This window comes from Bacillus sp. AR13-1, assembly GCF_008042285.1.
GTDB lineage: Bacteria > Bacillota > Bacilli > Bacillales > Bacillaceae_G > Bacillus_A > Bacillus_A mycoides.
The window spans coordinates 117,384-142,633 of sequence record NZ_QNUA01000018.1 but is presented as its reverse complement, the minus strand read 5'-3'; the positions used below and the strand labels follow the sequence as shown (position 1 = coordinate 142,633).

Genomic DNA, 25,250 nt, shown 5'->3' with positions numbered 1-25,250 from the left:
TGTTTAAAATGGCAGGAAGATTAGATGAAGATTTAAAAGATGTAACATTATTAGGAAATCAAAATACAAAATATTTATTTGAATATAGCCCGGAAATTTTAGAGGTATTTGATAATAACCATCCAAACCGTGATTACTTTGTAAAATTCAATTGTCCTGAATTTACAAGTTTATGTCCGAAAACAGGACAACCAGATTTTGCAACAATTTATATTAGCTACATTCCAGAACAAAGAATGGTAGAGAGTAAATCTTTAAAGCTATATTTATTTAGCTTCCGAAATCATGGTGACTTCCACGAAGATTGCATGAACGTTATTATGAATGATTTAATTAAATTAATGGATCCACGCTATATTGAGGTATGGGGGAAATTTACACCACGTGGTGGTATTTCAATCGATCCTTACTGTAACTACGGCCGCCCAGGAACTAAGTATGAGAAAATGGCAGACTACCGCATGATGAATCACGATTTATATCCAGAAAAGATCGATAATCGTTAATATAGAAAGAAAGGATCTGTATGTATATATTATGCATGTTGATTAATGACAGTATAGTTTTTATGGCTTACAACTGTAAGAGGTTCCATATCTAGTTCTCTAAAATTCTCCATAATTGTTATATCAACAATAACGGAGTTTTGATTTACCTTTTGAACACGGCCTTGCATTCCACCTTTAAATTCAATGATATCTCCAGTTTCTGCGATCTGCATAAGCAACTCTCCTTGTTCCAGTTTTCCCAAAAAAAGAATAATTTGGGCTTTTTTATTTCTTCTTATTTTGAACTATATTTACTACTTTGTAAATGTTTCCAAAGTAAAAATTCGAAAAATATTCACTTTTTGTAAGAAAATATGTAAAAAATATTGTTTAGGAGAAGAATGATGAAAATGCATACATCTTTATACGGGAGTATAATAAAAGATACAATGACCTACTAAAGTGGGAGAAATTAGGGGCTGGAAAATGATGTTTGAAATTGTGGGGAGCTTTATAGCAATTTTATTATTTTTATTTTCATATATACAGTTGAAGAAAGTGCGTCATCATGAAACAACTACATATTTTGATGGACTGGATGGTGTGCACAACTCGATAACACATGATAGTGGTGGGGATATATAACTTTCTTTTTATGCATGGTATGATGGCAAGAAGAAATAGTACGTAATATAGTTCGTAAGTGATGAATGGGGAGTGGAAAGAATGCGAATTTCTTTTATTCGTCATGGTCGTTTGGACAGTACTATAGAGCCAATGACAATTATTTTATTTCGTGAATGGATGAAGCAATATGATTTAGGGACTACAGTAAAAGAAACTCCTATACCAATTGAAACAATTGAGGCGATTGAATCAGCGAAACTGGTTGTAACGAGTGATCAAAGGCGCGCTGTACAGTCAGCGGCTGAGTTATTGGATTCCCTATCTTTTGTGCAAAATCCTCTTTTTAGGGAAGCGGAAGTTCCAACGAGTTTTTATGCTCCAAAATGGTTGAAATGTAAACCGAATGTATGGATGTTTATTGGACGTACACGATGGATAGTTGGTTATAGTAAAGAGGTTGAGTCTTATAAGGAAGTACGAGAAAGAGCAAGGCAAGCCGCTAATATGTTGCACCGCTATGCGCTCGTACATGGACATATTGCCCTTGTAGGTCATAGTTATTTTAATGCGATGATTGGGACTGAACTGAGGGCAATGGGGTGGTCTGGTTCGCCTATTTTTCATAGGAAGCCATGGGGATGTACAACGTATACATTTCATGAGGCGATGGATGGAAATGTATTAAATACAAAATTAATTTAAAAGAGGCTGTCCCTTTGGCAGCCTCTTTCTCTACATAACAAGTAAAAAAGAATTGTCCTTTTAAGATATAGAAACCAATGACCGTAATGGTTTTATTAGATGGGCATACGATTCACCGACGAGCATAACGGTTTTATCTTCTTTGTAACCAATTTTTTCATATAGTGAAAAAGCGCGTTTGTTTTCTAAATTAACAAGTAAGGCGATTTTTTCATGCCCTTTTTCAGTTGCATGAAGTTCAGCTGCATCGATTAATTTAGAGCCAATACCACGTCCACTGTACATACTTGAAACTGACAACGTGTCAATATAATACTCATCAAGTTCAGCTTCTTTTTCTAACGTAATGGATTCGTCTTCATGTAGTTCTCTTAAGTAGTGTATGATTGGTGCATCAAGTTGTTCAGCGTCACTACCGTGATAAACGACAATAACCCCAACTACCTTTCCACCTTGTTCAGCCACTAAACAGTTTTCATAGCTCAATCGATTATTTTCTTTTACGAACCATGTTTCAAGTCCTAGTATTACTTTTGCTTCAACTGTGCTACCTGTGATTTTTTCAGCAATTTCGTGCAGAGCGTTATACAATAAAGGTGCTACTTCTACCGCATCTGTCTTTTTTGCTTTCCGAATCATAGTATCCCTCCTAGTTCTAAATGTATATTGTAGCATAAAATAAAATATCAAACAGTGATTTGGAACTTTGTTATACAGGGTATCAAAAAGTTTGATATAGAGAAGTAGCTATGTTAGTATATGATATTTAGTGCGAATATAATAAAGTGATATAGATATAAAAATAATGAAAGTGAATTACATAATAGTAACGGGATAATTTTACCGTTGTCGACCTATAGAAGATGCGATAGAATAAAATATTGCAGAGAGGTGAAATACATGGATAAACAATTAGCAAATACAATTTTGGATCAGCTGAAAAATGATGAAATAAAGGAGTATGTTGCGACGAAAGATGTATTTTATACGTTCAGAGAAGTTGTTGTAAATCGAGAAGATTTTAAACATATTATCGGGAACGCACAGCGCGGTGGACAGGTAATTTATACATATTCAGAAACACCACGTTCATAAATAGAAGATAAAGGAGAGGGGAATTATGGGGGATTTTAAACAAGGCATATTGCCACATTGGGATTATATGTGGAAAGATAGAGCTGGGAATAGGTTTATGGGAATGGTTATGTATCCAGAGAAACGAAAATGTTCAGCAAAAATGCTTCAGAAAATAAAAAGGGCGTATGAACAAGCAGTAGAAATTAAAGTAACGGTACAAGTTCAACATACATATCAGTACGTAGAAGGAATGATCGTATACTTTGATGAAGAAGCTCCTGTATGTACAATGCTCGATAAAGATGAGAATCCACATCATATATTTGTAAGAGATATTTTGCGTATTGAGCACCCTGAATAATTTTTTTCATAAATAAATTGAAGTTCCATAATAATAATCTTTTTCTATAATAGTTATCTTTTAGTATGTAACGAGGAACGAAAGAATATGTATAATATTTAATAAAGTAAAATTGATAAATGTAATCGTTTGTTAGAACAGATTATCGTTTAATATCTGTTCTTTTTTGCGTGATGCTGGAGAAATATATTACTCCAGCATTTACTGTTTTATGACAAAAAATATTGGTAACTTTTTTAAAAATAAGGTTAAATTCGTTGACAACTTTTTTGAAAAGCACTTTATTGACATGAGTTTTAGAATGTTGTTTCATAGTCTTTGTATTGAAAAAAATCGACGGTCATGTCGAAAAGTAAAAGTTAAAAAAAGAAAGAATTTATACATATATCTTGTGTCTTATTTTGAAACGTAATACAATATATAGAGAAATCAAGAAACGACATACAGAGAATATAGATTGGAGAGGGAGGGTCGGAAATGTTAGTTGCATATGATTCTATGACAGGAAACGTGAAGCGTTTCATTCACAAATTAAATATGCCGGCCGTTCAAATTGATGAAGCTCTAGTATTAGATGAAGACTTTATTCTTATTACGTATACAACAGGTTTTGGAAATGTACCGGAACGTGTTTTAGACTTTTTAGAACGCAATAATGAAAAATTAAAAGGCGTATCTGCAAGTGGCAATCGTAATTGGGGAGACATGTTTGGTGCAAGTGCTGACAAAATCTCTACTAAATATGAAGTGCCTATTGTATCAAAATTTGAGTTATCTGGAACAAATAATGATGTAGAATATTTTAAAGAAAGGGTGCGGGAGATTGCGACACATTGAACTGAATAATGAAATCACGCAAATGCAGGACGGTTTTTATCAGCTTCATAAAGATAAAGAGGCGTTAGAAGTCTTTATGGAAGAAGCTAGAGAGAATACCGTTCATTTTAATAGCGTGGCAGAGCGAATGGAGTATATGAAAGAACATGATTACTATTACAACGTTCTGGACGAGTATAGGTTGGAGGAAGTAGAAGGAGTTTATAACATCGCTTATGGTGAAAACTTCGAGTTCCAATCTTATATGGCAGCATCTAAGTTCTATAAAGATTATGCGTTAAAAACGAATGATCAAAAACAATACTTAGAAAGCTATGAAGATCGTGTAGCAATTGTGTCATTATACTTAGGACGCGGTGATGTTGCGAAGGCAAAACACTTCGCAAGCATGATTGTAAAACAAAACTACCAACCAGCGACACCAACCTTTTTAAATGCGGGAAGAAGCAGAAGAGGAGAAATGGTGTCTTGTTTCTTGTTAGAGATGGATGATAGCTTAAATTCAATCGGCTTTAACATTAATACTGCAATGCAATTATCGAAAATCGGTGGTGGAGTAGCTTTAAACTTATCTAAGCTACGCGCACGTGGTGAGCAAATTAAAGGTATTGATAACGCCGCAAGTGGTGTAGTACCTGTTATGAAATTACTTGAAGATTCGTTTTCGTATGCGAATCAGTTGGGTTAACTTTATGGCTCAACTATAAAACCAGGTCAATTGCTGGAACGCCTGAGTATATCAAGGTAGGATACTACGAAGAAATTACGTAGCGAACCCTGAAAATCCAAGATTGCAGGAAATCAGCAGCCGAGCTCCTAAATTTATTAGATAAGGAGAAGGTTCAACGACCAAGTGGCTATGTAGGTGACTAAGTAGCTCGAACCTGGCTTCTCAAAACAACCAAATTCAAAGGGTGTATACAGTTATTATAGTTTATGCCATATTCATGTGCATCAAACATATGATAAATGGTTAAATGAAGAATTTGGCGAGAAGAAGATATGGTCTGAACTCTATAGCGATATAGAGAGGATAGCAGAAATGACTATCCCCCATACGTTTTGACGATATGGAGTAACAATATGCAACGAAAAGGTGCAGGTGCAGTATACTTAAACATTTTCCATTGGGATATTATTGAATTCCTTGATACCAAAAAAATAAATGCCGATGAGAAGAGCCGTATTCAGTCTCTATCAATCGGAATTATCGTTCCAAGTAAGTTCTTTGAGCTTGCTGAGAAAAACGAACCTTTCCATGTTTTCGCGCCTTATACAGTATTTAAAGAGTACGGAAAACATTTAGATGATATAGATATCGACGAAATGTACGATGAATTAATGAGCAATCCGAAAGTGAAGAAGAAGCCATTAGATATTAGTGCGCGTGATATGCTGATTAAAATTGCTATGATTCAGCTTGAGTCTGGTTACCCATACTTAATGTTTAAATCAAATGCAAATAACCAGCATCCACTGAAGGATATTGGAACTGTGAAGATGTCGAACTTATGTACAGAAATCTTCCAGCTACAAGAAACTTCTGAAATAAATGATTACGGTACAGAAGACATTATCCGCCGTGATATTAACTGTAACTTAGGATCGTTAAATATCGTAAACGTAATGGAAAATAAAGAAATTCGTGAAGCAGTTCATGCGGGAATGGAAGCTTTAACAGCTGTTTCTGATATGACGATCATTCCGAATGCCCCAACTGTGAAAAAAGCAAATGATGAGCTTCATTCAGTTGGACTTGGAGCAATGAACTTACATGGATATTTAGCAAAAAATAAAATCGCTTATGAAAGTGCTGAAGCGAAAGAATTCGCTCGTACATTCTTTATGATGTTAAATTACTACTCGATTGAGAAAAGTATGGAGATCGCTAAAGAAAAAGGCGAAACATTTAAAGACTTCGATAAGTCTGATTATGCAAACGGCACATACTTTGAAAAGTATGAAACGACAGATTACAGCCCAGTAACTGAAAAAATTCAGCAATTATTTGAAGGAATTCATATTCCAACAAAAGAAGATTGGACAAGTTTAAAAGAGCAAGTACAGAAGAATGGTTTATACAACTCATATCGTCTTGCAATCGCTCCGACACAATCGATCAGTTACGTTCAAAATGCAACTTCAAGCGTAATGCCAATCGTAAGTCAAATTGAATCAAGAACGTATGCGAATGCGACAACATATTATCCAATGCCGTATTTATCAAAAGATACGTTTTGGTACTATAAATCTTCTTATGATATGAATCAGTTTAAATTAATTGATTTAATCGCAGAAGTTCAAGAACATATTGACCAAGGAATTAGTACAATTCTTTATGTTAATAGTGATATTTCAACACGTGAGTTAGCACGTTACTACATTTATGCACATAAAAAAGGCTTGAAGAGTCTTTATTATACGAGAACACGTAAATTAAGCGTGGAAGAGTGCGTGGCTTGTACCGTTTAATATAAAAAGTGAGACATTATGAGCAGGGTTTTTCTGAACCCTGCTCATGCTTAGTTATCAATTTTTTATGTTTATTTAGAGAAGGGGCGATTTAATGCGTGCGGTAAACTGGAACAAAAAAGAAGATGATTTTAGTTTAATGTTTTGGAAGCAAAACATCGCTCAGTTTTGGACAGAAGAAGAAATCGCAGTATCTTCTGACAAAAATACTTGGGCACAATTATCAAAAGAAGAGCAAATTGCTTATAAGCGTGTATTAGGTGGTTTAACACTTTTAGATACGAAACAAGGTGGCGAAGGGATGCCTCTTGTACTTGTTCATCTTGAAAATTTACAAGCGAAAAGTGTATTAGCTTTCATGGGCGCTATGGAAGAAGTACATGCGAAGAGTTACAGTCATATTTTCACAACATTAGCTACTGAAGAAGAAATTGATGATATTTTTGAATGGGTAGATAACCATCCATTACTTGAGAAAAAAGCTGGTATTGTTACTAGTTACTATCGTCGCTTATTAAAGCCTGAAGTAACGAAAAAAGAGTTATACATGGCAATGGTAGCAAGTGTGTTCTTAGAAAGTTACTTATTCTATAGTGGATTCTTCTATCCACTTTACTTAGCGGGTCAAGGTAAATTGACGGCAAGTGGTGAGATTATTAACCTAATAATTCGTGACGAGTCAATTCACGGCGTATTCGTTGGTATTTTAGCACAACAAATCTTCACAGAACTTTCTGCAGAAGAGCAACAAGAAGTACAAACGGAAACGCAAGAGTTATTAATGGGACTGTATGAAATTGAATTGGCATATACAGAAGAAATTTACACTTCTATCGGTCTTGTAGAGGATGTAAATCGTTTCGTTCGTTACAATGCGAATAAAGGACTTATGAACTTAGGACTTGAGCCGAAGTTTGAGGAAGAAGAAATTAACCCAATCGTTTTAAATGGTTTACGTACAGATACGAAAAACCATGACTTCTTCTCTGTAAAAGGAAATGGTTACGTAAAAGCAACGAATGTTGAAAAGTTAGCAGACGATGACTTCGTATTCAATTTTTAATATAGTGTTATAGAAAAAGCTGTCTTTATAGAAAAGACAGCTTTTTTGCTATGAATAGTTTACATAATGTTATTATTTCATGGAAATATTTTAATCTTGTAAAAGCCCAATTTTTGAGGAAGTCGGAATCAAGAAAAAACACGGATTAAGGTTTTATTTTCATATTTAGTCGTATGAGAGATTGAATAATTTATGTCAAAATGAATAAAAAATGAGAAGAAATGAGGTCTAATTCCACCTATACGTTCTTTTTAATATTGAATTTTTAAACTCTAGAAATTTTGGCTTGAAAATTGCATGAATATTTAAAAAGCAACAAAAAGGGAGGTAGTACTCGGTGTGATATATGGTTATTTGAAAACGCTTCCTTTTGATTGTCGATTTTTAAATGGAAATTAGATAGAGAAAGTAGGAGGAATGATAGGTGGGGAAAGTAGTTGGTTTAAAACGTTCATTAGGGCTTTGGTCAATTGTTATGCTAGGGGTCGGGTATATGACACCGATGGTTGGGTTTGACACATTTGGAATCGTTTCTGAAAAAACGGGTGGTCATGTTCCAGGAGCTTATCTTATTGCATTAGCGGGGATGTTGTTTACCGCTGCAAGCTACGGAAAAATGGTAAAGGCTTTTCCTACCGCAGGATCTGCTTATACGTATACACAGAAGACAATTAGTGCAAGGCTTGGGTTTCTTGTTGGATGGTCCGCGTTATTGGATTATTTGTTTCTACCAATGGTGAACGCACTATTAACGAGAATTTATATGTCAGCATTTTTCCCAAGTGTTCCTAGTTGGGTATGGGTCATTGGCTTTGTTCTCCTGGTTACATTAATAAATATGATTAGCGTAAATGTTACTGCTAATTTCAATACGTTCTTAGTAATATTTCAAGTGTTAGTAATGGCCGTATTTGTTTTTCTAGTTATAAAAGGCTTATTAGCGGGAGAGGGAACAGGAGAAGTTTTTTCCATTCAGCCGTTTTTTCAATCAGATATACAAATATCACCGTTAGTTGCAGGTGCAACAATTCTTTGTTTCTCATTTTTAGGTTTTGATGCAGTAACTACATTTTCAGAAGAGACACCAAACGCCAAAAAAACAATTCCTCGAGCTATTTTTCTTACTGCTTTAATCGGCGGAGTTTTATTCATTACTACAACGTATTTTACACAATCTATTTTTCCAGATACATCTGTATTTAAAAATCAAGAATCAGCATCCCCAGAAATTGCGCTATATGTTGGCGGGAAATTATTTCAAGCTTTCTTTTTAGTAGGAACCCTTATGGGGACACTTGCGTCTGGTTTAGCTTCTCATACAAGTGTATCCAGGTTATTATACGTAATGGGGCGAGATAATGTAATTCCGAAGAAAATATTCGGATACATTCATCCTCGCTGGAGAACCCCAGTATATAATATTATTTTTGTAGGAATTATTTCGCTCTTCGCTATATTCATTGATTTAGAAACAGCAGCATCTCTTATTAACTTTGGAGCGCTTATTGCATTTACATTTGTTAATTTGTCTGTAATTTCTTACTATATAATCAAGAAAAAAAGATATAAGACGATAAAAGATTTCTTAAATTACTTAGTTATGCCTATTTTGGGTGCTGCTACTGTAGCCGTACTATGGTTTAATCTCAATATCCATTCACTTATTTTGGGACTTTGCTGGGCTGCTATTGGAATTGGGTACCTTCTATATGTTACAAATATGTTCCGTTCAGCTCCTCCGCAAATGCATTTTGAAGAAGCACAGGAAATATAAAAAGAAAAAGGCATCGGATAAGTTCCGATGTCTTTTTCTTTTTATATTTGATAATCATGCAGCATTGCATAAGTCACTCAAAGATTCATAAGTAAAGGGGATGACACGATATGATTAACGTAGTATTTTCACTTGGCACGATTATTGCTTTGTACAATTAGTAAAAGTATAAAGAGGGGTGTTATCGTGCCGATTCAATCAGAAAAACATACAAATACAGTTGAAGTTGAAAATCCTTTAGAGGAATTTCAAGCTATATTAAAAGAGGCGCTTCATTTTTTAAGTTATCCAGACGAAGTATTCGAATTTCTGAAAAAACCAATGCGTTTTTTAGAAGTAAGCATTCCTGTTCGAATGGATGATGGAACAACAAAGGTATTTCAAGGGTATCGCGCTCAGCATAACGACGCAGCAGGGCCAACAAAAGGTGGTATTAGATTTCATCCAGATGTTACGGCAGAAGAAGTAAAAGCACTTGCTGGCTGGATGAGCTTGAAATGTGGAGTGACAGGACTGCCATATGGAGGCGCAAAGGGCGGGATTATTTGTAATCCACAGGAGTTGAGTTTTAGAGAACTAGAGTTACTGAGTCGTGGGTATGTAAGAGCAGTAAGTCAAATTGTGGGGCCGACGAAAGATATTCCAGCACCTGATATGTATACAAATGCGCAAATTATGGCTTGGATGCTAGATGAATATGACCATATCAGGGAGTTTGACTCTCCAGGCTTTATAACCGGGAAGCCATTAATGCTAGGAGGATCACAAGGGCGGGAAACAGCAACGTCTAAAGGTGTATTGTATACACTTCAGTTAGTAAGTGAGTTAAAACAAATTCCGCTACAAAATATGCGAGTTATTATTCAAGGGTTTGGGAATGTTGGAGGTTATTTGGCAAAATATTTATATGATATTGGTGTGAAAGTAGTCGGGGTATCAGATGCTATAGGAGGAATTTATAATCCAGACGGTCTAGATGTTCCTTATTTACTAGAAAACAGAGATTCTTTCGGTGTAGTATCGAATCTCTTTAGTAAAACAATTTCTAATCAGGAGTTGTTAGAAAAAGAATGTGATGTACTCATTCCGGCGGCAATTGGAGGAGTCATTACAAAACATAATGCAGGAAAGCTTGGATGTAAGATTATCATTGAGGCTGCAAATGGACCAACAACAAAAGAGGCGATAACCATGTTAGAAGAAAAGGGAATTTTGGTTGTTCCAGATATTTTAGCAAACTCTGGTGGCGTGATTGTTTCATATTTTGAATGGTGTCAAAATAACCAAGGATATTACTGGACGGAGCAATATGTTGATCAATGTTTAAAGGAGAAAATTACATCTAGTTTTTCTAACGTACTTGATACTTCTAAACGCTTTGGAGTAAATATGAAAATTGCTGCCTATATGGAAGGGGTTCGCAAGATTGTAGAAGCATCGCGCCTAAGAGGTTGGTTGCATTTTTAACCTAAAGGGAGGGCTAAAATGAAACTGGATATTTTATTAGAAGAAGTGGAGAGACAACAAATCGGTTATTACTGTATTGTGTCGAATAGTCATCGTTACGATATAGCTGTTACGTATTCGCAACAGTTTCTTGGAAAAGCAATGGTTACCTCAATTCAAAATGGGAGAATGGTTTTATTAAGCCAAGAAGATATTGGAGAGGAACAATATTGGGCAACAAGGCTAGGCATTGAGGTAGAGGACATAGAAGAGTTTCAAAGCTTTTTCTATATGATTCTTCAGTCACAAAGGTTAGAAGAACAATATTAATAGAATAAAAGAAAGGGATGATTGATTATGTATTATGATATTATTACGAGTCCGTGTTATGGAATAATTGAAAAAGTGTCTATCGATAAGGATTCTCGAATTTATGAATGGGAGCCATTATTCGCTATTAAAGATATGAATGGTAAACTGGAAGTAATTAAGATGGGATGTAGTGGAGAAGTTCAATCTTTAGAAGTAGAAGCGGGAGATAAAGTAATTCCAGGTATGGTATTAGCTTATATTCAAGAAGATCTTTTCGTTAGTGGTAGTGATTAATGATAGAACTATGAGGAAGATGGAGGCACTCATCTTCCTTTTTTTATTAAATAAAGAAAGAAATGTTTTATTTTCAGATTAATTAAAAAAATCTATATTTAATGATACAATACAAATTAAATAGTTCAAAGGAGGAATAGCAGAATGTTTTCCATCGCTCATACAAAAATTAGACCCATAGTTTCTCTACCTATCGATCAATCTGAAAAGGAATGGAATATAGATGTTAAAAATATAAAAGAATCGTTTCTATTTTTAAAAAGAGGAGAGAAATTATTTGCATACGTTCATGTGAAGGATCTGCTATCAAATAGTAAGGAATTAACTTCTAAGCTATTACTTTCAAATGCTGTTTCACTAGATACAATATGTCATCTTAGTAAAGATATTTCTTTAACAGCTCTTTTTCAAATTATTGGAGCGCCGATTGCCATAGTAAAAAATGAAGTGGATGAGCTAACAGGATATATAAGAAGAGAGGATGTTTTTGCAGAACTATTTAAACAAGAAAATCAGAGTGTTGATATATTGAAAATTATTTTAACGTCTATTCCAATGGGGATTTTTGTAGTAGATCGAGAAAAGAAAATTGTAAATTGTAATGAATCTGGTTTGAAGATGATTAAATCGACTCCTGAAAAAGTTATGAATGTACCAGCAGAACTGATTTTTAATGGAGAACACATTAATAACGTATTTACAAAGGGAAAAACGATTTTGAATCAATTACAAATCACAAATGAGATGGGTGTATTAGTTGACTATAGTCCGATTCCAAACTTTGATCAAAGTATTGAAGGAATGGTTATTATTGTGCAAGATTTGCCGATGGTCGAGGACATGGCGATGGAAATTGAATATATAAAGGATTTAAATAAAGATTTACATGCAATTTTGTCTAGCATTTATGATGAAATATTAGTTGTTAATCATAAAGGGGAATTAATTCGTTATAGTGAAACTGTTATCAATGATTTTTGGGGGAGTAATTTGAAGGACTTGTTAGGAAAAAATCTTTTAGACCTAGAAAAGAAAGGATTATTTAGTCCATCGGTTACGCGATTAGTGTTGGAAAAACAAAAAAAGGTATCAGTTGTACAAGAAACAAAAAGCGGAAGAAAAATATTAGCAGTTGGAAACCCTGTATTTAATGAAAACGGAGAGCTTCATCGTATTATTATTGCCTCAAGGGATATTACCGAAGCAACGAGATTGAAGACGGAATTACATGAAATAAAGAAGATATCAGAGCAATATAAGAAGGAGTTAGATGACTTTAAAAATAAAGATCGTTTTCTTAAGAAGCTTATTTACTGTAGTCCGAAAATGGAGCAAATTATTAACCAAGCTAAAAAAATAGCAGATTTTTCTTCCAATGTTCTTATTTCTGGAGAATCTGGCGTCGGAAAAGAAGTAATTGCTCAGGCAATTCATCAACTTGGAAACCGATCTTCAAAGCCATTTTTAAAATTAAATTGTGGTGCAATTCCAGAAACTTTGTTAGAAAGTGAACTATTTGGTTATACGAAAGGTGCTTTTACAGGAGCCGATAAAAATGGAAAAGAAGGATATTTTAAGCGGGCGGATCAAGGTATTTTATTTTTAGATGAAATTGGAGAAATGCCTTTACATTTGCAAGTGAAATTGCTTAGAGTCCTACAGGAACAAGAAGTAATTCCTATTGGAAGTACAATCCCTACGAAAATAAATGTACAAATTATTGCTGCTACAAATAAGAGTCTTGAAAAGATGGTGGAATCTGGAACATTCCGTGAAGATTTGTTTTATCGGCTAAATGTAATTCCGTTGCGAGTGCCTCCTCTACGAGAGCGAATGGAAGATGTTACGGTACTTGCCTTTCATTTCTTGCAACAGTTAAATGAAAAATATAATAAAAATTATCATTTAACTCCAGATGCGCTTAGCTTACTAGAGTTTTACTCATGGCCAGGAAATGTACGTGAATTACAAAATATGATTGAACGTTTAGTAGTATCAGCAGACGATCCAGTAATTGAAGCAGAGTTTGTTAGTAAGTTTTTAACAACTGGTTATGACTTTAAAAAATCAAAACCAGTTATTACAAGAGTATTACCATTACAAGAAGCGCTACATTCTGTAGAAGAACAATTGATTTTACTTGCAATGAAGCAGTATAAAACAACGACTAAGGCTGCAAAAGCTCTTGGAATCAGCCAATCTTCAGTGAGTCGTAAATATCAAAAAATTGTTAGTGAAAAAGGGATAGCGGCTGATATCATCTCTTATTCCTAAAAAAGGAGAAGGTCACATAGACTTCTCCTTTTTGTGTGCGCTCAGCATGTGCATATTCTCTAGGAGTCAAGTCCCGAGTGGTGAAGGCGGTAGCAGAAATGATTAACATTCCGTTTTATGCAAAATGGAATAGTGTATGCGAGAGTGCATAAATTGTTTATTGTTTTTAAGAAAATAGTCAGTTTATGTATGATTCCTTTGGATTTTAAAGATTGGCATGAAAATTGCTTATAAATATATAAACGATCGATGAAGGGGGATTCAATATAGTGCTAGATTTAAAAATGTATGTAAACGGTGAATGGAGAGAGTCTAGTAATCAAGAGAAAAGAACGATTATTAACCCTGCGAATGGCAAGGGTATAGCATATGCACCTGAGGGAACGATTGAGGATGCAAAATACGCGATAGAAGTGGCAAGAACGGCTTTCGATAGCGGAATTTGGTCAGCAACATCCACTGCTGAAAGGGCATCATATTTATTTAAAATAGCAGATGAAATTGATAAAAATATGGAAGAATTAGTGTACCTTGAAACAATGGATAATGGAAAAATGTACCGTGAGGCAGAAGGAGATATTGGAGATGCAGCGGCTTGTTTTCGCTATTATGCCGGATTGATTACAAAGCCAGATGGTCAAACATATCATGTAGCCGATCCGATGCAAGCGATGGTTGTAAGAGAGCCAGTTGGTGTTTGTGGATTAATTGTTCCATGGAATTATCCGCTATTGATGAGTGTATGGAAAATTGCACCTGCTTTAGCAGCTGGAAATACAATTGTGTTTAAACCTTCTGAAGTGACACCAATCACTGCAACAAAGCTATTCGAAATCCTTGAAAAAGTAGGGCTACCAAAAGGTGTTGCCAATATGGTAATGGGGGCTGGTCCAATAGTAGGAAATGAAATTGCAGCGAGTAATAAAGTGGATATGATTTCCTTTACAGGTGGAACAAAAACAGGTAAGCACATTATGAGAACAGCGGCTGATAATATGAAAAAGATTTCGTTAGAACTTGGAGGGAAATCTCCAAATATTATTTTTGCAGATGCAGATTTTGAGACCGCTATTGATTATGCTCTATTCGGTATTTATGCAGGTAGCGGACAAGTATGTTCAGCAGGATCAAGAATCCTTGTAGAAGAAAAGATTTATGATAAATTTGTTAATAGTTTTGTAGAGCGAGCACAGCAAATTAACGTTGGGCCTGGTGATAATCCAGAATCAGAAATGGGGCCACTTGTAAGTCAAGAACATATGGAAAAAGTATTACGTTATATTGAAATTGGGAAAGACGAAGGTGCAAACGTTGCTTGCGGAGGTAGACGAATAATGGAGGATGGAAAAGGTGATGGTTTCTTTATTGAACCAACAGTCTTTGTCAATGTAAAACCTGATATGCGTATTGTCCAGGAAGAAATCTTCGGTCCTGTTGTAGTAATTCAAAAGTTTAAAGACGAACAGGAAGCAATTGAGTTGGCAAACGGTACAGACTATGGTTTGGCTGGAGGAGTATTTACAGTCGATGGTGCAAAAGCAATGCGTGTGATTCGCAAACTTCGCGCAGGAATTACGTGGATTAATAGCTATCACCCAACATACAATGAGGCGCCTTGGGGCGGATATAAGCAGAGTGGTATAGGTCGTAGTCTAGGAACGTTTGGTTTAGAAGAATTTCAAGAAATTAAGCAGATTAATATAAATCTAGAAGTAGAACCTATTGGTTGGTTTGCAAATAAAAAAAATGTAGAGGTGAATTAGATGGAAACGAACGTGAAAAATAAATTGAATGAGAAAGAATCAAATGTAAATGAGTATATTACGAAAGTACTACAGTTAATTGAAAAAGAAAAGGTTACTGAAGAAGAGGCAAACTGGATTCAAAAAGAAACAGTAGATGGATTTAGAGAGCATGTAAACCCTGGTTTTCTTGCTTATAGAAAAACAGTAACAAAAGATGGACAATTTGCAGCAGTAGAATGGTCAGATGAAGGATCTTGTTTCATGGATATTAACGGTAAAAGATATATTGATTGTTTAGGTGGATTTGGAATTTATAATGTTGGTCACCGTAATCCGAAAGTGGTAAAAGCTGTGACAGATCAATTAAAACGTCAAGCATTGCACAGTCAGGATTTACTGGATCCACTTCGAGCAATGCTTGCAAAGATTTTAGCGGATATTACACCTGGTGATTTGAAATACGCCTTCTTTACAAACAGTGGTACAGAAAGTGTGGAGGCAGCACTAAAACTAGCAAAAATGTATAGTGAACGAACAACGTTCATTGCTACAACGCGTGCTTTCCATGGTAAGAGCCTTGGTGCTTTATCTGGGACGGCAAAAGGAATGTTCCGTAAGCCATTTTTACCATTAATTCCGGGTTTCCGTCATGTTCCGTTTGGCGATATTGATATGATGAGAAAAACATTTGAGACATGTGCATTAGTGGGAGAAGATGTTGCAGCAGTTATTTTAGAACCAATTCAAGGAGAGGGCGGTATTATTTTACCTCCAGAAAATTATTTGAAACAAGTACGAGAGCTTTGTGATGAGTTTGGATCACTCCTTATCTTTGATGAAGTACAAACTGGAATGGGACGTACAGGAAAAATGTTTGCTGCAGAATTATATGATGTCGTGCCGGATATTATTTGTCTTGCGAAGGCGTTTGGTGGAGGTGTAATGCCAGCGGGAGCTATTGTTGCGAAAGAAACAGTATTCAAAAGTTGGTTTGAAAATCCATTTATGCACACAACAACATTTGGAGGAAATCCACTTGCATGTGCTGCTGCAATTGCAACAATCCATGTTTTATTGGAAGAGAAATTACCGGAACGAGCTATGGAAGTTGGGGAGTATTTCTTAAATGGATTGAAACAAGCTGCAGAAGGACACGAAGATAAAATCTTTGAAATTCGTGGTCAAGGTTTAATGATTGGGATTGAATTCCATAAAGACGAGATTGGTTATGAAGTGTCAAAGGCGATGTTTGATCAAGGAATTCTTGTTGCGGGAACATTAATTAACTCAAAAACAATTCGTATTGAACCATCCCTTACAATTAGTTATGAAGAAGTAGATACAGTTATTAATACGTTTAAATCTGTGCTAAATCAAGTAAAAGTAAAATAAATTTTGTATAAGGTTATATGTGAATTCAAACGATTGAAACTAAAATTAGAATAGATTTACCTGTATGTTATTACAGGAAGGCAGTGTAACGAAAAGTTACACTGCCTTTTTATTACATTTTTTGTTGTAAGTATTTACATATAATTCGTCTTAGTGTACTATTTAACTAACACACTAAGACAGGAGGGGAGAAATGAAAATCGAGTTTTCTCCAAACACACCAATTTACATTCAAGTAATGGAATACATAAAAAAGGAAATTGTAACAGGACATTTATTGCCTGGTGATAAAATTCCCTCCGTACGTGAATTAGCGAGTGATTTACAAGTAAATCCAAATACGATTCAACGCACATTTCAAGAACTAGAACGGGATGGAGTTGTTGTAACACGTAGAGGAATGGGGCGATATGTAACGAATGAAGGGGAGAAAATTATGGAGCTGCGAAAAGATATGGCGAAAGAATTACTTCATTCTTTCATAAATGGAATGGACAATTTAGGTTTTTCAGAAGAAGAAATTCTTACAATCCTTCGTTCTTCATTACATGAGAAAAGGGAGGAGAGCGAATGACAGAGTTATTAAAAATAGAAAATCTATGGAAGCGGTACGGATTAAAAGCAGTGATCCGTGAGTTAAACATAGAGATTACAGAAGGGAAAATCGTTGGGCTTGTTGGAGATAACGGGAGCGGGAAAACGACGTTATTGAAAATGATTGCAGGCTTGCAGCACCCTTCTGAAGGTAGTATTACAATAGATGGTAAAAAGGTAGGATTAGAGACGAAAGAAATCGTTTCATTTATGTCTGATAAGCCAGTCTTTGATGATTGGATGACGGTAAAAGATTCTTTATTTTTCTATCGAGATTTTTATAAAGACTTCGATATTCAAAAAGCGGTAGATACGATTACGGAATTTAAAATACCGTTAGAAGAAAAAATTAAAGCATTGTCAAAAGGGATGATTGAGAAGCTGCAAATCATTTTAACATTTTCTCGAAAAGCGAAGTTATACGTACTGGATGAACCGCTTGGCGGGATTGATCTCGTTTCTAGGGAGCATGTACTTGAGCTAATCCTTAAATTTTATCGTGAAGATTGTACGCTGCTTATATCAACTCATTTAATAAGAGAAATCGAAAATATATTTGATGAAGTAATCTTTTTGAAAGATGGAGAAATAATATTGCATGAAAATGTGGAAGAACTAAGATTTCAAAAGGGGAAAGCAGTACATGAGCTGTTTAAGGAGGCCTATGAGAAATGAGTCAGCTTTTTCTTTATCTGTATAATTGTAATAAGAGAAAAATAGCCATTATTTACTTCGGATTTATTACAGTTTCATTAATTCTTTTATTTAATATGAAAGGAGTTTCAGGAGCTAGAATTTCAGGTAGGCAAGATATAATCATTATTATATTTTTTATCGTACTAGGTATAAATGGATTCGCAATTCTTCTAACAGGTATATCGTCTTTTCGAAAAATGCTAAAAAACTCTATGCTACGTTGTACTTCTATTTCAGCACAAAAGTATATATGTGCAAATGTTTTATTTTGTGTACTACTCTTTATGATTTTGCTAGGAATAGGAATCATTTTTCTATACTATTTTTCTTTAAATATTTACAATGGAAAAACAGATTTAGGTGTTCAGCAAGCAATCCACAGTTTATATGATTATGGAATATTACATCATATGTTATCTATTTTCTTATGGGGACTAGATTTTGTTAATATGCTAGTTTCTATTTATTTAATTATAGTAATTACGAAGCTATTCAATGTGAAATCATCGATGAGTAAGATTGTTTGCGTAATCTTATTCGTTGTTTTTATCGCATTTAATGGGGGAATAACATATATCTTTCAGCAAATAGAAAAGTATGTGTTTGCCATAAATAATATTGGATTTATAGATCAAAACGGCTTTTTAAATACATCATTTTATTCTGGTACAGATATTACAGTTTTAAATCTATGTTTTAACTGTTTATTAACAATTATATTATTAGTAGTTACAGGGCGCATCATCGACAAAAAACTAGAAGTTTAAAGGAGGAATCATCATTGGGAAATGTAGTAGTGAAATTAGAAAATGTCCGAAAAAAAATCGGTAGAACAGAAATTATCCGCGGTTTATCATTTGAAGTTCGTGAAGGGGAAGTGTACGGGTTTCTTGGACCGAACGGTAGCGGTAAGACGACGACAATTCGTATGATGACAGGTCTTATTTCTATGACAGAAGGCGATATTACAATTTGTGGTCATAGTATTCGCACAGAGCGTGAAAAGGCGCTAGAGCAAATTGGAGCGATTGTAGAAAATCCCGAGCTATATGATTATATGACTGGAATGCAAAATTTAAAGCATTTTGCGAACATGGCGATTACCCCAATTAGTAAAGAGCGCATCGCTGAAATTGTAAAGCTTGTTGAATTAGAGCATGCGATTCATAAAAAGGTGAAAACATACTCACTTGGTATGAAACAGCGTTTAGGAATTGCGCAGGCGTTACTTCATCAGCCGAAAATCTTAATTTTAGATGAACCGACAAATGGATTAGATCCAGCTGGTATTCGCCAAATTCGTGATTATTTACAACGATTAGCGAAAGAAGAAAATATTGCAGTCATTGTATCAAGTCATTTATTAAGTGAAATTGAATTGATGTGTGATCGCGTAGTTATTATAAAGCAAGGTGAGTTTGTACAAGAGTATAACTTACATGAACAAGCGAAGCATGATGAAACAGTTGTAGTTGCATTTGAAGTAGATCAAGTTCAAAAAGCGAACGAAATTATTAAAGGTAAAGTACAAGGAAATGTAGCTGTGGCATCTGTAATGAAAGAAGAGATTCCGCAAATTGTAAAACAGTTAGTGAATGCTGATGTACTCGTATACGGTGTTACTGTTCAAAATAAAACGTTAGAGGATGAGTTCTTAGCGATTACAGGGGGAGTGAAAGCGTAATGTTTAAATTAATTCAAAATGAATTTTTAAAGTTACATGCGAAAAAAGGTATGTACATTTTAATAGGTGTAATTGCAGCATTGGAGATTTTGGGAGTTTTAGCGATGCTGAAATGGGGAGGAGGAAATGAGTTTAAAGGATCATATTTAGATTTTGTAAGTTCAGAGATTGGTTTAATTACCTTATTTGCAACAATTTTTGGAATTACGATTGCGTCTCGTACAATTACTGATGAGTTCCAAAAAGGTACAATTAAGCAGCTATTAATCCGTCCGAGAAAACGAATTACAGTTTTGTTCTCTAAATATATTACAGTGTTACTTACTATATTATTTATCATATTTGCTAGCACGTTAATCGCAATGATTATTGGCGGGATTGTAATGGATGGTAGTAAAACAGGAGTAACGTTAGGAATCGTAATGAAGTCCATTTTATATCAAGTACTTTCACCGTTCTTCTTTGCAACTCTTTCATTTTGCTTAGCTAATGTATTTAGAAATTCTGTATTACCATTAATTATTTCGTTGTTCTTATTCTTCTTACAAAGTGCAATTACAATGGTGCTTATGATGTTTGCAAAAGGTGTAGCGAAATTTGTGGTGTTTTTCCATTTAAATTTAAGTGTTTACGACAGTAATAAATTAGTAAGCGGTGGAATGGAACCACCATTTACAGAATTTACGTTTACAACTTCATTATTACTTGTAGTTGCATATTTTGCTGTATTACTTGTAGCATCAAGTGTATTATTCCAAAAACGTGACGTATTATAGTAGAAAAATCCCCGTGTTAACGGGGATTTTTATTAACCAGCTTTTTTGATTTATGTAGCTTTTAAGTGTGGCAGATACATATTTACTTAGGAACATAATTGTAACTAAGTTGAAGAACATTGATATGGTATATCAAATAGGATTGTTATTATGTAATTTAATACGTATATTATTCGGAATAAAGTGAGAAAAATAGGAAGATTTTCAACTATATTCATATTATAATTTAGTTATCCGGCCATTTGTGGAGAAGGGCTACCCATAAAATACTGATTAAAGTTTCACTTTATATCATCTCTGGAGGTGTTCCATATGCAACATGCATTTTCACGTATAAGGCTACGTAGTTTTTTTGGATGGATGATTATAGGGATGTTCCTGACTATGATTCCATTAAATTTATCAGGTGCTTCTGACAATACGATAGAGTTGCTGTCACAAATATCAATATTTTTTGCATTTCCACTATTGTGGCTATATTTAAAAACAAGTAAAAATAATGTTGTTTTTAAAAGTTTTTTTGATAAGCCTGGACGTTTACATTGGGGGTTAATTGTATTAGCAACGATCATGGGAATGATTTTTGCAGTCGGTATATCCCAAATTCAATTTTATATTTTAGCACATACTTTACCTAATTTCTTAGTTACCATGTTAGAAGATGGAAATGTAATTAATACGAGTAACATATACATGACGATATTTACTTTCATTTCAGCATGTGTATTAGCCCCAATAATGGAAGAGGTTATTTTTAGAGGGTTTTTCTTACAGCGAATGGCTTACAAATGGGGGATTAAACGAGCGGTTATTATATCCTCTCTTATTTTTGGACTAGGACATTTTGATGTTATCGGTGCTTTCATGTTCGGTGTTATTATGTGCCTTCTATACATAAAGACAAAAAATATATGGACGAATATTGCTGTGCATGCTCTAAATAATTTGATTGCAACGAGTATGCAATTTGTAGGTGGAGATGGAAGTGACGCAATCTCGATTACTGAATTACAAGCACAAAGTAATTTATGGATCGGCATTGGTCTTGTGATTATCGGTTTATTATGGTTCATTCCTTTTACTTGGAACCAATGGCGTACAGTAAAAGAAGTTGGTGTGCCACCGATTCGTTTCATAAATGAAGAAAAAGTAGTGAATACATCAGAAGAAAATGAAATATATAGCCAAGTGATAGTAACAGATAGATTGATGGCTGTAGAACTACCTGATGAAGCTGTAAATAAGCTTCGGTTAGAAGAAAATGATTATGTAACAGTTTCTGTAGAAGAAGATAAAATTGTTATAAAGAAAGCGCATAATAGATAATTAAAAAGTAGCTCCTAAAGAGCTACTTTTTAATTTGTAATAATCTCTACACGAAAATTATTACCGTTCTTTACATATTTAATATCTGTAACGATCCGAACGGTTTTTAGAAGTTCAACTTTTTCACCAATTCGAGGGATGGTCGGAACATTGTCCCAAATACCAAGCAAGTCATCTAATTGTGCCGTTTTTTCATAAAACCAGATTTTCAATGTAAAGCCCCTTTCTCGAACTTTATGTATTTTAATACATGATATATCATTTTTATTCTTAATGTAAGGGGTTTTTACTCTTTTTGTGAATAAAGATGAATTAAACTTCTGGGAATATATGTTCAATGTCCGGAGTAAGAGCTACTTCTGATAATACGATATGAGAAACTGTCGTTGCATATGAAGAAACATCATTGATAAATTCTTCAAGTTCAACGAGTGAAGGAACAGAGATTTTTACAATGTAGCATAAGCTTCCTGTTACTCGGTAACAAAAACTTGCAGATGGATAAGACTGAATAAACTGTTGCATACGTGTTGTATCACCATTTTTTAAAGTGATTTCTAAAATACAATCTAAAACAAGTCCTGCTTTTTTATAATTGATATCGATTGTGTATTTTTGAATAATCCCCTCACTTTCAAGTTTACGTACACGTTCTGTAGTAGACGGAGCCGATAAGTTTACTCGTTTTGCTAATTCACGCATCGAAAGGCGGCTATCATTATATAATTCATTTAAAATTTTTCGATCAACACGGTCTAATTGCATTTGTAAATATACCTCCAGTAAAATGATAATTTTTGTAAAGAAAAATTTAAAATTAAGATTCATATGAAATGTAAAGTGAACTTTATTTATTTTACAATAAAAAAGAAGGAAATAGGAGGGGAAATGATGGAGAGAATTACATTATCAAATGTAGGAAATACAAAGTTTCAAAAATTATTAGGTCATAATCCAGATATATTAAATTCGTGGAGTACGTTAGAGAATACACTGTATAGTACAGGGGCCCTTTCCGTAGAGTTAAAGGAGCAAGTAAGAAGAACATTAGCGTTTGGGAATGAATGTCCGTACTGTATGGCAAAGGGGAAGCCGGATGATATACAAAAAATAGAAGAAATTAGCGTAGCCGTTACTTTTGCGCATGCATTTGTTCATGACCAAAAGGCGATAGATGATAATATGTTTCATATATTAAAACAATATTGGACTGAAAAAGAAATTGTAGAGCTTTGTGCCTATATTTGTTTTATTACTGCTTCGCAGCAACTTGGTTTTCTGTTTCAATTACAGCCCAATTAATTAGGAGGATATTATGCTTAATCAAGCAGCACTTATAATCATTGATGTACAGGAAGCATTCAACTTACCATACTGGGGCGTGAGGAATAACCTTTTGGCGGAAGAAAATATGAAAAGTTTGTTAGAAGAATGGAGAAAAAGAAAACTACCAGTTTTTCATATTCAACATGTAAATAAAGAAAATGTTCAATCGATGTTTTATCAACATGCGGAAACGGTAAACTTTAAAGAAGAAGTGCAACCAATGCCAGATGAAATAATTATCCAGAAATCCGTTAATAGCGCGTTCATTGGGACAAATTTGGAAGAACAATTAAGAGAACAAAATTGTAATACGGTAGTGATTGTAGGATTAACAACAAATCATTGTGTGGAGACTACAACACGGATGGCAGGTAATTTAGGGCTTACAACGTATTTAGTGAGCGATGCGACGGCTACATTCAATCGTAAAGGTCTGGACGGGACAGAGTATAGTGCAGAGGACATTCACAATATGACACTTGTAAACTTACATGATGAATTTGCCAAAATCGTTACGACTGAAGGTGTTTTAAAATTATTTTAAGAAAATAATTGTGGAATTATGTAGAAAAAAATAAGAATATTTCGTATAATCTAAGTATAATCATTTTGAAAATAGGGGTGGCATCATATGGAGCAAATTCCAGTAAAGAAAATAGAAGAAGTACTCGTTTTAGCAGGAGATGATAAACAAAAGCAAAAGGAATTTTATGAATTGCTCTTATCAACGGAGTTTTATGTTGCTGGTTCACTTGAAGCAGAAGACGGGGCAACGGAAGGAACACTTCGTTTGCGTCATTTCCAAGGAGAGGGTAGATGGATCGTTCCGTTCTTTACACAATTGAAATTTGTAAAAGATGTGTTGCCAGAAGGTACACCCCTTATTACGATACGTGGAAAAGAATTATTGGGTAGCATCGAGAAAGATGCGACAGCTGTATTAAATGTTGGAACAGATATGAGTAAAACATTTATTCCAGAAGAAATTGCAGAGATAGCATCAGGACGAATCTTTAATTATTATAAGTAAAAGGAAAAGCTTAGCAGCTTTTCCTTTTTAATTTGAACATGGAGTGGCTATACCAGAAGAAATAGAAACAGTTTTGTTAGTTGTATTTATTGTTGCTGTAGCTCCGAGGGGAATACCGATATTTGGACTTATATGTCCAATCGGTAAACCGAATAACACAGGTATATTATATGGCTTGAAATATTCATATAATATTGTTTGCAATGATTGAGATGGCTTAGATGGGTTGCAGTCGTGACAACTTGTAAAAATAACGCCGCTGCATTCATTAAACTGTCCAGATAAAAGTAGTTGATTTAACATCCGGTCAATGCGGTACGGTTCTTCACCAATATCTTCAAGCAATAAAAGTTTATTTGACGTATTTATCTCATAGGGCGAGCCAATTATACTTGTTAACACAGTTAAATTCCCTCCAACTAATGTGCCTGTAACTGTACATGGAGAGGTAGGTACGATACATTCTGATGCATATAAGATAGATGAATACGGATGGAATAGTTGATTGAAAGAAGATAAAGAGAGAGAATCTATACCTTTTCCTAATTCTTCAATCATTGGACCATGAAAAGTAACCAGCTCCGCATAACGTGAAAAGGCAGTATGTAAAGCCGTAATATCACTATATCCCCAAAAAATCTTTGGATTCCGTTGAATGATTTCATATTGAATGTAAGGGAGGAGACGAGCGCTGCCGTAACCACCTCGTGCACAAAAGACTGCTTTGACCTCAGTATTTGTAAATGCTTCATGTATATCATCAAGACGAACTTGATCACTTCCAGCTAAATATCCATATTTTTCATAAACACTCTTTCCAATTATTACGGATAATCCCATCTCTTGTAATACGTTCACACCTTTTAATATATTCTCAAGTGTTGGTGGGCCAGACGGTGCAATAATCATTACTGTATCACCTTTTTGCAAAGCATTTGGATAAATCATTGTTCT

At 34.5% G+C, this 25,250-nt stretch carries 28 protein-coding genes and 2 pseudogenes; 25 read left to right on the top strand and 5 right to left on the bottom strand.

Annotation, left to right across the window (positions count from 1 at the left end; translation table 11 throughout):
* The first annotated feature begins 8 nt into the window (after positions 1-8).
* On the top strand, positions 9-506 hold the full coding sequence (gene queF, locus DN408_RS15335; protein ID WP_002086808.1) for a preQ(1) synthase: 498 nt from the start codon (positions 9-11) through the stop codon (positions 504-506).
* Positions 507-535: 29 nt separating this feature from the next.
* On the opposite strand, the gene DN408_RS15330 is transcribed toward queF, so the two are convergent.
* The gene (locus DN408_RS15330; RefSeq protein ID WP_002064385.1) at positions 536-721 is read right to left on the bottom strand and encodes a YkvS family protein; all 186 of its coding nucleotides are present in this window, start codon (positions 719-721) and stop codon (positions 536-538) included.
* A gap of 256 nt (positions 722-977) precedes the next feature.
* Between DN408_RS15330 and DN408_RS31485 the strand changes: the two genes are divergently transcribed.
* Together DN408_RS31485 and DN408_RS15325 are read left to right on the top strand one after the other, a co-directional pair.
* On the top strand, positions 978-1,133 hold the full coding sequence (locus DN408_RS31485; RefSeq protein WP_041868039.1) for a hypothetical protein: 156 nt from the start codon (positions 978-980) through the stop codon (positions 1,131-1,133).
* An 81-nt stretch (positions 1,134-1,214) separates the two neighbouring features.
* On the top strand, positions 1,215-1,817 hold the full coding sequence (locus DN408_RS15325) for a histidine phosphatase family protein (RefSeq protein ID WP_002126185.1): 603 nt from the start codon (positions 1,215-1,217) through the stop codon (positions 1,815-1,817).
* Positions 1,818-1,877: 60 nt separating this feature from the next.
* Here DN408_RS15325 and DN408_RS15320 read toward each other — a convergent pair whose 3' ends face one another.
* Positions 1,878-2,456: a GNAT family N-acetyltransferase gene (locus DN408_RS15320; RefSeq protein ID WP_144512550.1), complete on the bottom strand. Its 579-nt coding sequence runs from the start codon at positions 2,454-2,456 to the stop codon at positions 1,878-1,880.
* A gap of 261 nt (positions 2,457-2,717) precedes the next feature.
* Here DN408_RS15320 and DN408_RS15315 point away from each other — a divergent pair, with 261 nt between their 5' ends.
* The 19 genes and pseudogenes from DN408_RS15315 to DN408_RS15220 all read left to right on the top strand — a co-directional run bounded on the left by DN408_RS15315 (position 2,718) and on the right by DN408_RS15220 (position 21,940).
* Entirely contained in the window at positions 2,718-2,912 is a 195-nt protein-coding gene (locus tag DN408_RS15315) for a hypothetical protein (protein WP_002011514.1), read from the top strand.
* 25 nt (positions 2,913-2,937) lie between these two features.
* The gene (locus DN408_RS15310) at positions 2,938-3,255 is read left to right on the top strand and encodes a hypothetical protein (RefSeq protein WP_002011512.1); all 318 of its coding nucleotides are present in this window, start codon (positions 2,938-2,940) and stop codon (positions 3,253-3,255) included.
* 477 nt (positions 3,256-3,732) lie between these two features.
* The gene (nrdI, locus tag DN408_RS15300; RefSeq protein WP_000959445.1) at positions 3,733-4,092 is read left to right on the top strand and encodes a class Ib ribonucleoside-diphosphate reductase assembly flavoprotein NrdI; all 360 of its coding nucleotides are present in this window, start codon (positions 3,733-3,735) and stop codon (positions 4,090-4,092) included.
* Positions 4,079-4,777 (top strand): annotated as a pseudogene (locus DN408_RS15295) (ribonucleotide reductase N-terminal alpha domain-containing protein); the annotation flags it as partial. The gene nrdI and the pseudogene DN408_RS15295, both read left to right, overlap by 14 nt.
* Before the next feature lie 401 nt (positions 4,778-5,178).
* Positions 5,179-6,564, top strand: a pseudogene (locus DN408_RS15290) (ribonucleoside-diphosphate reductase subunit alpha); the annotation flags it as partial.
* Between the two features lie 94 nt (positions 6,565-6,658).
* Positions 6,659-7,627 (top strand): class 1b ribonucleoside-diphosphate reductase subunit beta, encoded by a 969-nt coding sequence (nrdF, locus tag DN408_RS15285; protein ID WP_144512548.1) that lies wholly within the window; start codon positions 6,659-6,661, stop codon positions 7,625-7,627.
* Between the two features lie 424 nt (positions 7,628-8,051).
* The gene (locus DN408_RS15280; RefSeq protein ID WP_002126196.1) at positions 8,052-9,401 is read left to right on the top strand and encodes an APC family permease; all 1,350 of its coding nucleotides are present in this window, start codon (positions 8,052-8,054) and stop codon (positions 9,399-9,401) included.
* A 186-nt stretch (positions 9,402-9,587) separates the two neighbouring features.
* Positions 9,588-10,868, top strand: coding sequence for a Glu/Leu/Phe/Val family dehydrogenase (locus tag DN408_RS15275; RefSeq protein WP_002126199.1), 1,281 nt, complete (start codon positions 9,588-9,590; stop codon positions 10,866-10,868).
* Between the two features lie 18 nt (positions 10,869-10,886).
* Positions 10,887-11,177, top strand: coding sequence for an SAV0927 family protein (locus DN408_RS15270; RefSeq protein ID WP_000762559.1), 291 nt, complete (start codon positions 10,887-10,889; stop codon positions 11,175-11,177).
* Between the two features lie 27 nt (positions 11,178-11,204).
* Positions 11,205-11,453 carry a biotin/lipoyl attachment domain-containing protein gene (locus tag DN408_RS15265; RefSeq protein ID WP_002011502.1) on the top strand — a complete coding sequence of 83 codons (249 nt, stop codon included), beginning with the start codon at positions 11,205-11,207 and terminating at the stop codon, positions 11,451-11,453.
* A 144-nt stretch (positions 11,454-11,597) separates the two neighbouring features.
* Positions 11,598-13,727 carry a sigma 54-interacting transcriptional regulator gene (locus tag DN408_RS15260; RefSeq protein WP_078177954.1) on the top strand — a complete coding sequence of 710 codons (2,130 nt, stop codon included), beginning with the start codon at positions 11,598-11,600 and terminating at the stop codon, positions 13,725-13,727.
* 269 nt (positions 13,728-13,996) lie between these two features.
* Entirely contained in the window at positions 13,997-15,490 is a 1,494-nt protein-coding gene (locus DN408_RS15255) for an aldehyde dehydrogenase family protein (protein WP_033730619.1), read from the top strand.
* Entirely contained in the window at positions 15,491-16,864 is a 1,374-nt protein-coding gene (locus tag DN408_RS15250; RefSeq protein ID WP_002168835.1) for a putrescine aminotransferase, read from the top strand. It abuts the gene before it with no gap.
* A gap of 193 nt (positions 16,865-17,057) precedes the next feature.
* On the top strand, positions 17,058-17,438 hold the full coding sequence (locus tag DN408_RS15245) for a GntR family transcriptional regulator (protein WP_002126211.1): 381 nt from the start codon (positions 17,058-17,060) through the stop codon (positions 17,436-17,438).
* Positions 17,435-18,133, top strand: coding sequence for an ABC transporter ATP-binding protein (locus DN408_RS15240; RefSeq protein WP_002126214.1), 699 nt, complete (start codon positions 17,435-17,437; stop codon positions 18,131-18,133). The genes DN408_RS15245 and DN408_RS15240 overlap by 4 nt, the downstream gene beginning before the upstream one ends.
* A complete protein-coding gene (locus DN408_RS15235) occupies positions 18,130-18,921 on the top strand; it encodes a hypothetical protein (protein ID WP_002126215.1) in 792 nt (263 codons plus the stop codon). Before DN408_RS15240 ends, DN408_RS15235 begins: the two co-directional genes overlap by 4 nt.
* Before the next feature lie 14 nt (positions 18,922-18,935).
* Entirely contained in the window at positions 18,936-19,838 is a 903-nt protein-coding gene (locus DN408_RS15230) for an ABC transporter ATP-binding protein (protein WP_002030591.1), read from the top strand.
* Positions 19,838-20,614 carry an ABC transporter permease gene (locus DN408_RS15225; protein ID WP_002126217.1) on the top strand — a complete coding sequence of 259 codons (777 nt, stop codon included), beginning with the start codon at positions 19,838-19,840 and terminating at the stop codon, positions 20,612-20,614. Before DN408_RS15230 ends, DN408_RS15225 begins: the two co-directional genes overlap by 1 nt.
* 312 nt (positions 20,615-20,926) lie before the next feature.
* Positions 20,927-21,940 (top strand): CPBP family intramembrane glutamic endopeptidase, encoded by a 1,014-nt coding sequence (locus tag DN408_RS15220; protein WP_078177950.1) that lies wholly within the window; start codon positions 20,927-20,929, stop codon positions 21,938-21,940.
* Positions 21,941-21,969: 29 nt separating this feature from the next.
* Here DN408_RS15220 and DN408_RS15215 read toward each other — a convergent pair whose 3' ends face one another.
* Positions 21,970-22,152, bottom strand: a complete 183-nt coding sequence (locus DN408_RS15215) for a DUF3913 family protein (protein WP_000707108.1) — start codon at positions 22,150-22,152, stop codon at positions 21,970-21,972.
* Positions 22,153-22,252: 100 nt separating this feature from the next.
* The gene (locus tag DN408_RS15210) at positions 22,253-22,705 is read right to left on the bottom strand and encodes an Lrp/AsnC family transcriptional regulator (RefSeq protein ID WP_002030598.1); all 453 of its coding nucleotides are present in this window, start codon (positions 22,703-22,705) and stop codon (positions 22,253-22,255) included.
* Between the two features lie 123 nt (positions 22,706-22,828).
* Between DN408_RS15210 and DN408_RS15205 the strand changes: the two genes are divergently transcribed.
* From DN408_RS15205 to DN408_RS15195, 3 genes are all read left to right on the top strand, one after another.
* Positions 22,829-23,242: a carboxymuconolactone decarboxylase family protein gene (locus tag DN408_RS15205; protein ID WP_179957898.1), complete on the top strand. Its 414-nt coding sequence runs from the start codon at positions 22,829-22,831 to the stop codon at positions 23,240-23,242.
* Between the two features lie 13 nt (positions 23,243-23,255).
* Positions 23,256-23,810 carry a cysteine hydrolase family protein gene (locus tag DN408_RS15200; protein WP_002126225.1) on the top strand — a complete coding sequence of 185 codons (555 nt, stop codon included), beginning with the start codon at positions 23,256-23,258 and terminating at the stop codon, positions 23,808-23,810.
* An 87-nt stretch (positions 23,811-23,897) separates the two neighbouring features.
* Positions 23,898-24,296: an SseB family protein gene (locus DN408_RS15195; protein ID WP_002126226.1), complete on the top strand. Its 399-nt coding sequence runs from the start codon at positions 23,898-23,900 to the stop codon at positions 24,294-24,296.
* A gap of 27 nt (positions 24,297-24,323) precedes the next feature.
* On the opposite strand, the gene DN408_RS15190 is transcribed toward DN408_RS15195, so the two are convergent.
* Positions 24,324-25,244, bottom strand: coding sequence for a S66 peptidase family protein (locus DN408_RS15190; RefSeq protein ID WP_002126227.1), 921 nt, complete (start codon positions 25,242-25,244; stop codon positions 24,324-24,326).
* Positions 25,245-25,250 lie beyond the last annotated feature (6 nt).

Bases quoted from the DNA above. Each gene is read 5' to 3' on its own strand.
- DN408_RS15220 (WP_078177950.1), top strand. From the start codon at position 20,927: ATGCAACATGCATTTTCACGTATAAGGCTACGTAGTTTTTTTGGATGG.
- DN408_RS15225 (WP_002126217.1), top strand. From the start codon at position 19,838: ATGTTTAAATTAATTCAAAATGAATTTTTAAAGTTACATGCGAAAAAA.
- DN408_RS15325 (WP_002126185.1), top strand. From the start codon at position 1,215: ATGCGAATTTCTTTTATTCGTCATGGTCGTTTGGACAGTACTATAGAG.
- DN408_RS15235 (WP_002126215.1), top strand. From the start codon at position 18,130: ATGAGTCAGCTTTTTCTTTATCTGTATAATTGTAATAAGAGAAAAATA.
- DN408_RS31485 (WP_041868039.1), top strand. From the start codon at position 978: ATGTTTGAAATTGTGGGGAGCTTTATAGCAATTTTATTATTTTTATTT.
- DN408_RS15210 (WP_002030598.1), bottom strand. From the start codon at position 22,705: ATGCAATTAGACCGTGTTGATCGAAAAATTTTAAATGAATTATATAAT.
- nrdF (WP_144512548.1), top strand. From the start codon at position 6,659: ATGCGTGCGGTAAACTGGAACAAAAAAGAAGATGATTTTAGTTTAATG.
- DN408_RS15195 (WP_002126226.1), top strand. From the start codon at position 23,898: ATGGAGCAAATTCCAGTAAAGAAAATAGAAGAAGTACTCGTTTTAGCA.
- DN408_RS15320 (WP_144512550.1), bottom strand. From the start codon at position 2,456: ATGATTCGGAAAGCAAAAAAGACAGATGCGGTAGAAGTAGCACCTTTA.
- DN408_RS15315 (WP_002011514.1), top strand. From the start codon at position 2,718: ATGGATAAACAATTAGCAAATACAATTTTGGATCAGCTGAAAAATGAT.
- DN408_RS15250 (WP_002168835.1), top strand. From the start codon at position 15,491: ATGGAAACGAACGTGAAAAATAAATTGAATGAGAAAGAATCAAATGTA.
- DN408_RS15245 (WP_002126211.1), top strand. From the start codon at position 17,058: ATGAAAATCGAGTTTTCTCCAAACACACCAATTTACATTCAAGTAATG.
- DN408_RS15330 (WP_002064385.1), bottom strand. From the start codon at position 721: ATGCAGATCGCAGAAACTGGAGATATCATTGAATTTAAAGGTGGAATG.
- DN408_RS15270 (WP_000762559.1), top strand. From the start codon at position 10,887: ATGAAACTGGATATTTTATTAGAAGAAGTGGAGAGACAACAAATCGGT.
- queF (WP_002086808.1), top strand. From the start codon at position 9: ATGGCAGGAAGATTAGATGAAGATTTAAAAGATGTAACATTATTAGGA.
- DN408_RS15200 (WP_002126225.1), top strand. From the start codon at position 23,256: ATGCTTAATCAAGCAGCACTTATAATCATTGATGTACAGGAAGCATTC.
- DN408_RS15265 (WP_002011502.1), top strand. From the start codon at position 11,205: ATGTATTATGATATTATTACGAGTCCGTGTTATGGAATAATTGAAAAA.
- DN408_RS15190 (WP_002126227.1), bottom strand. From the start codon at position 25,244: ATGATTTATCCAAATGCTTTGCAAAAAGGTGATACAGTAATGATTATT.
- DN408_RS15240 (WP_002126214.1), top strand. From the start codon at position 17,435: ATGACAGAGTTATTAAAAATAGAAAATCTATGGAAGCGGTACGGATTA.
- DN408_RS15205 (WP_179957898.1), top strand. From the start codon at position 22,829: ATGATGGAGAGAATTACATTATCAAATGTAGGAAATACAAAGTTTCAA.
- DN408_RS15310 (WP_002011512.1), top strand. From the start codon at position 2,938: ATGGGGGATTTTAAACAAGGCATATTGCCACATTGGGATTATATGTGG.
- DN408_RS15260 (WP_078177954.1), top strand. From the start codon at position 11,598: ATGTTTTCCATCGCTCATACAAAAATTAGACCCATAGTTTCTCTACCT.
- nrdI (WP_000959445.1), top strand. From the start codon at position 3,733: ATGTTAGTTGCATATGATTCTATGACAGGAAACGTGAAGCGTTTCATT.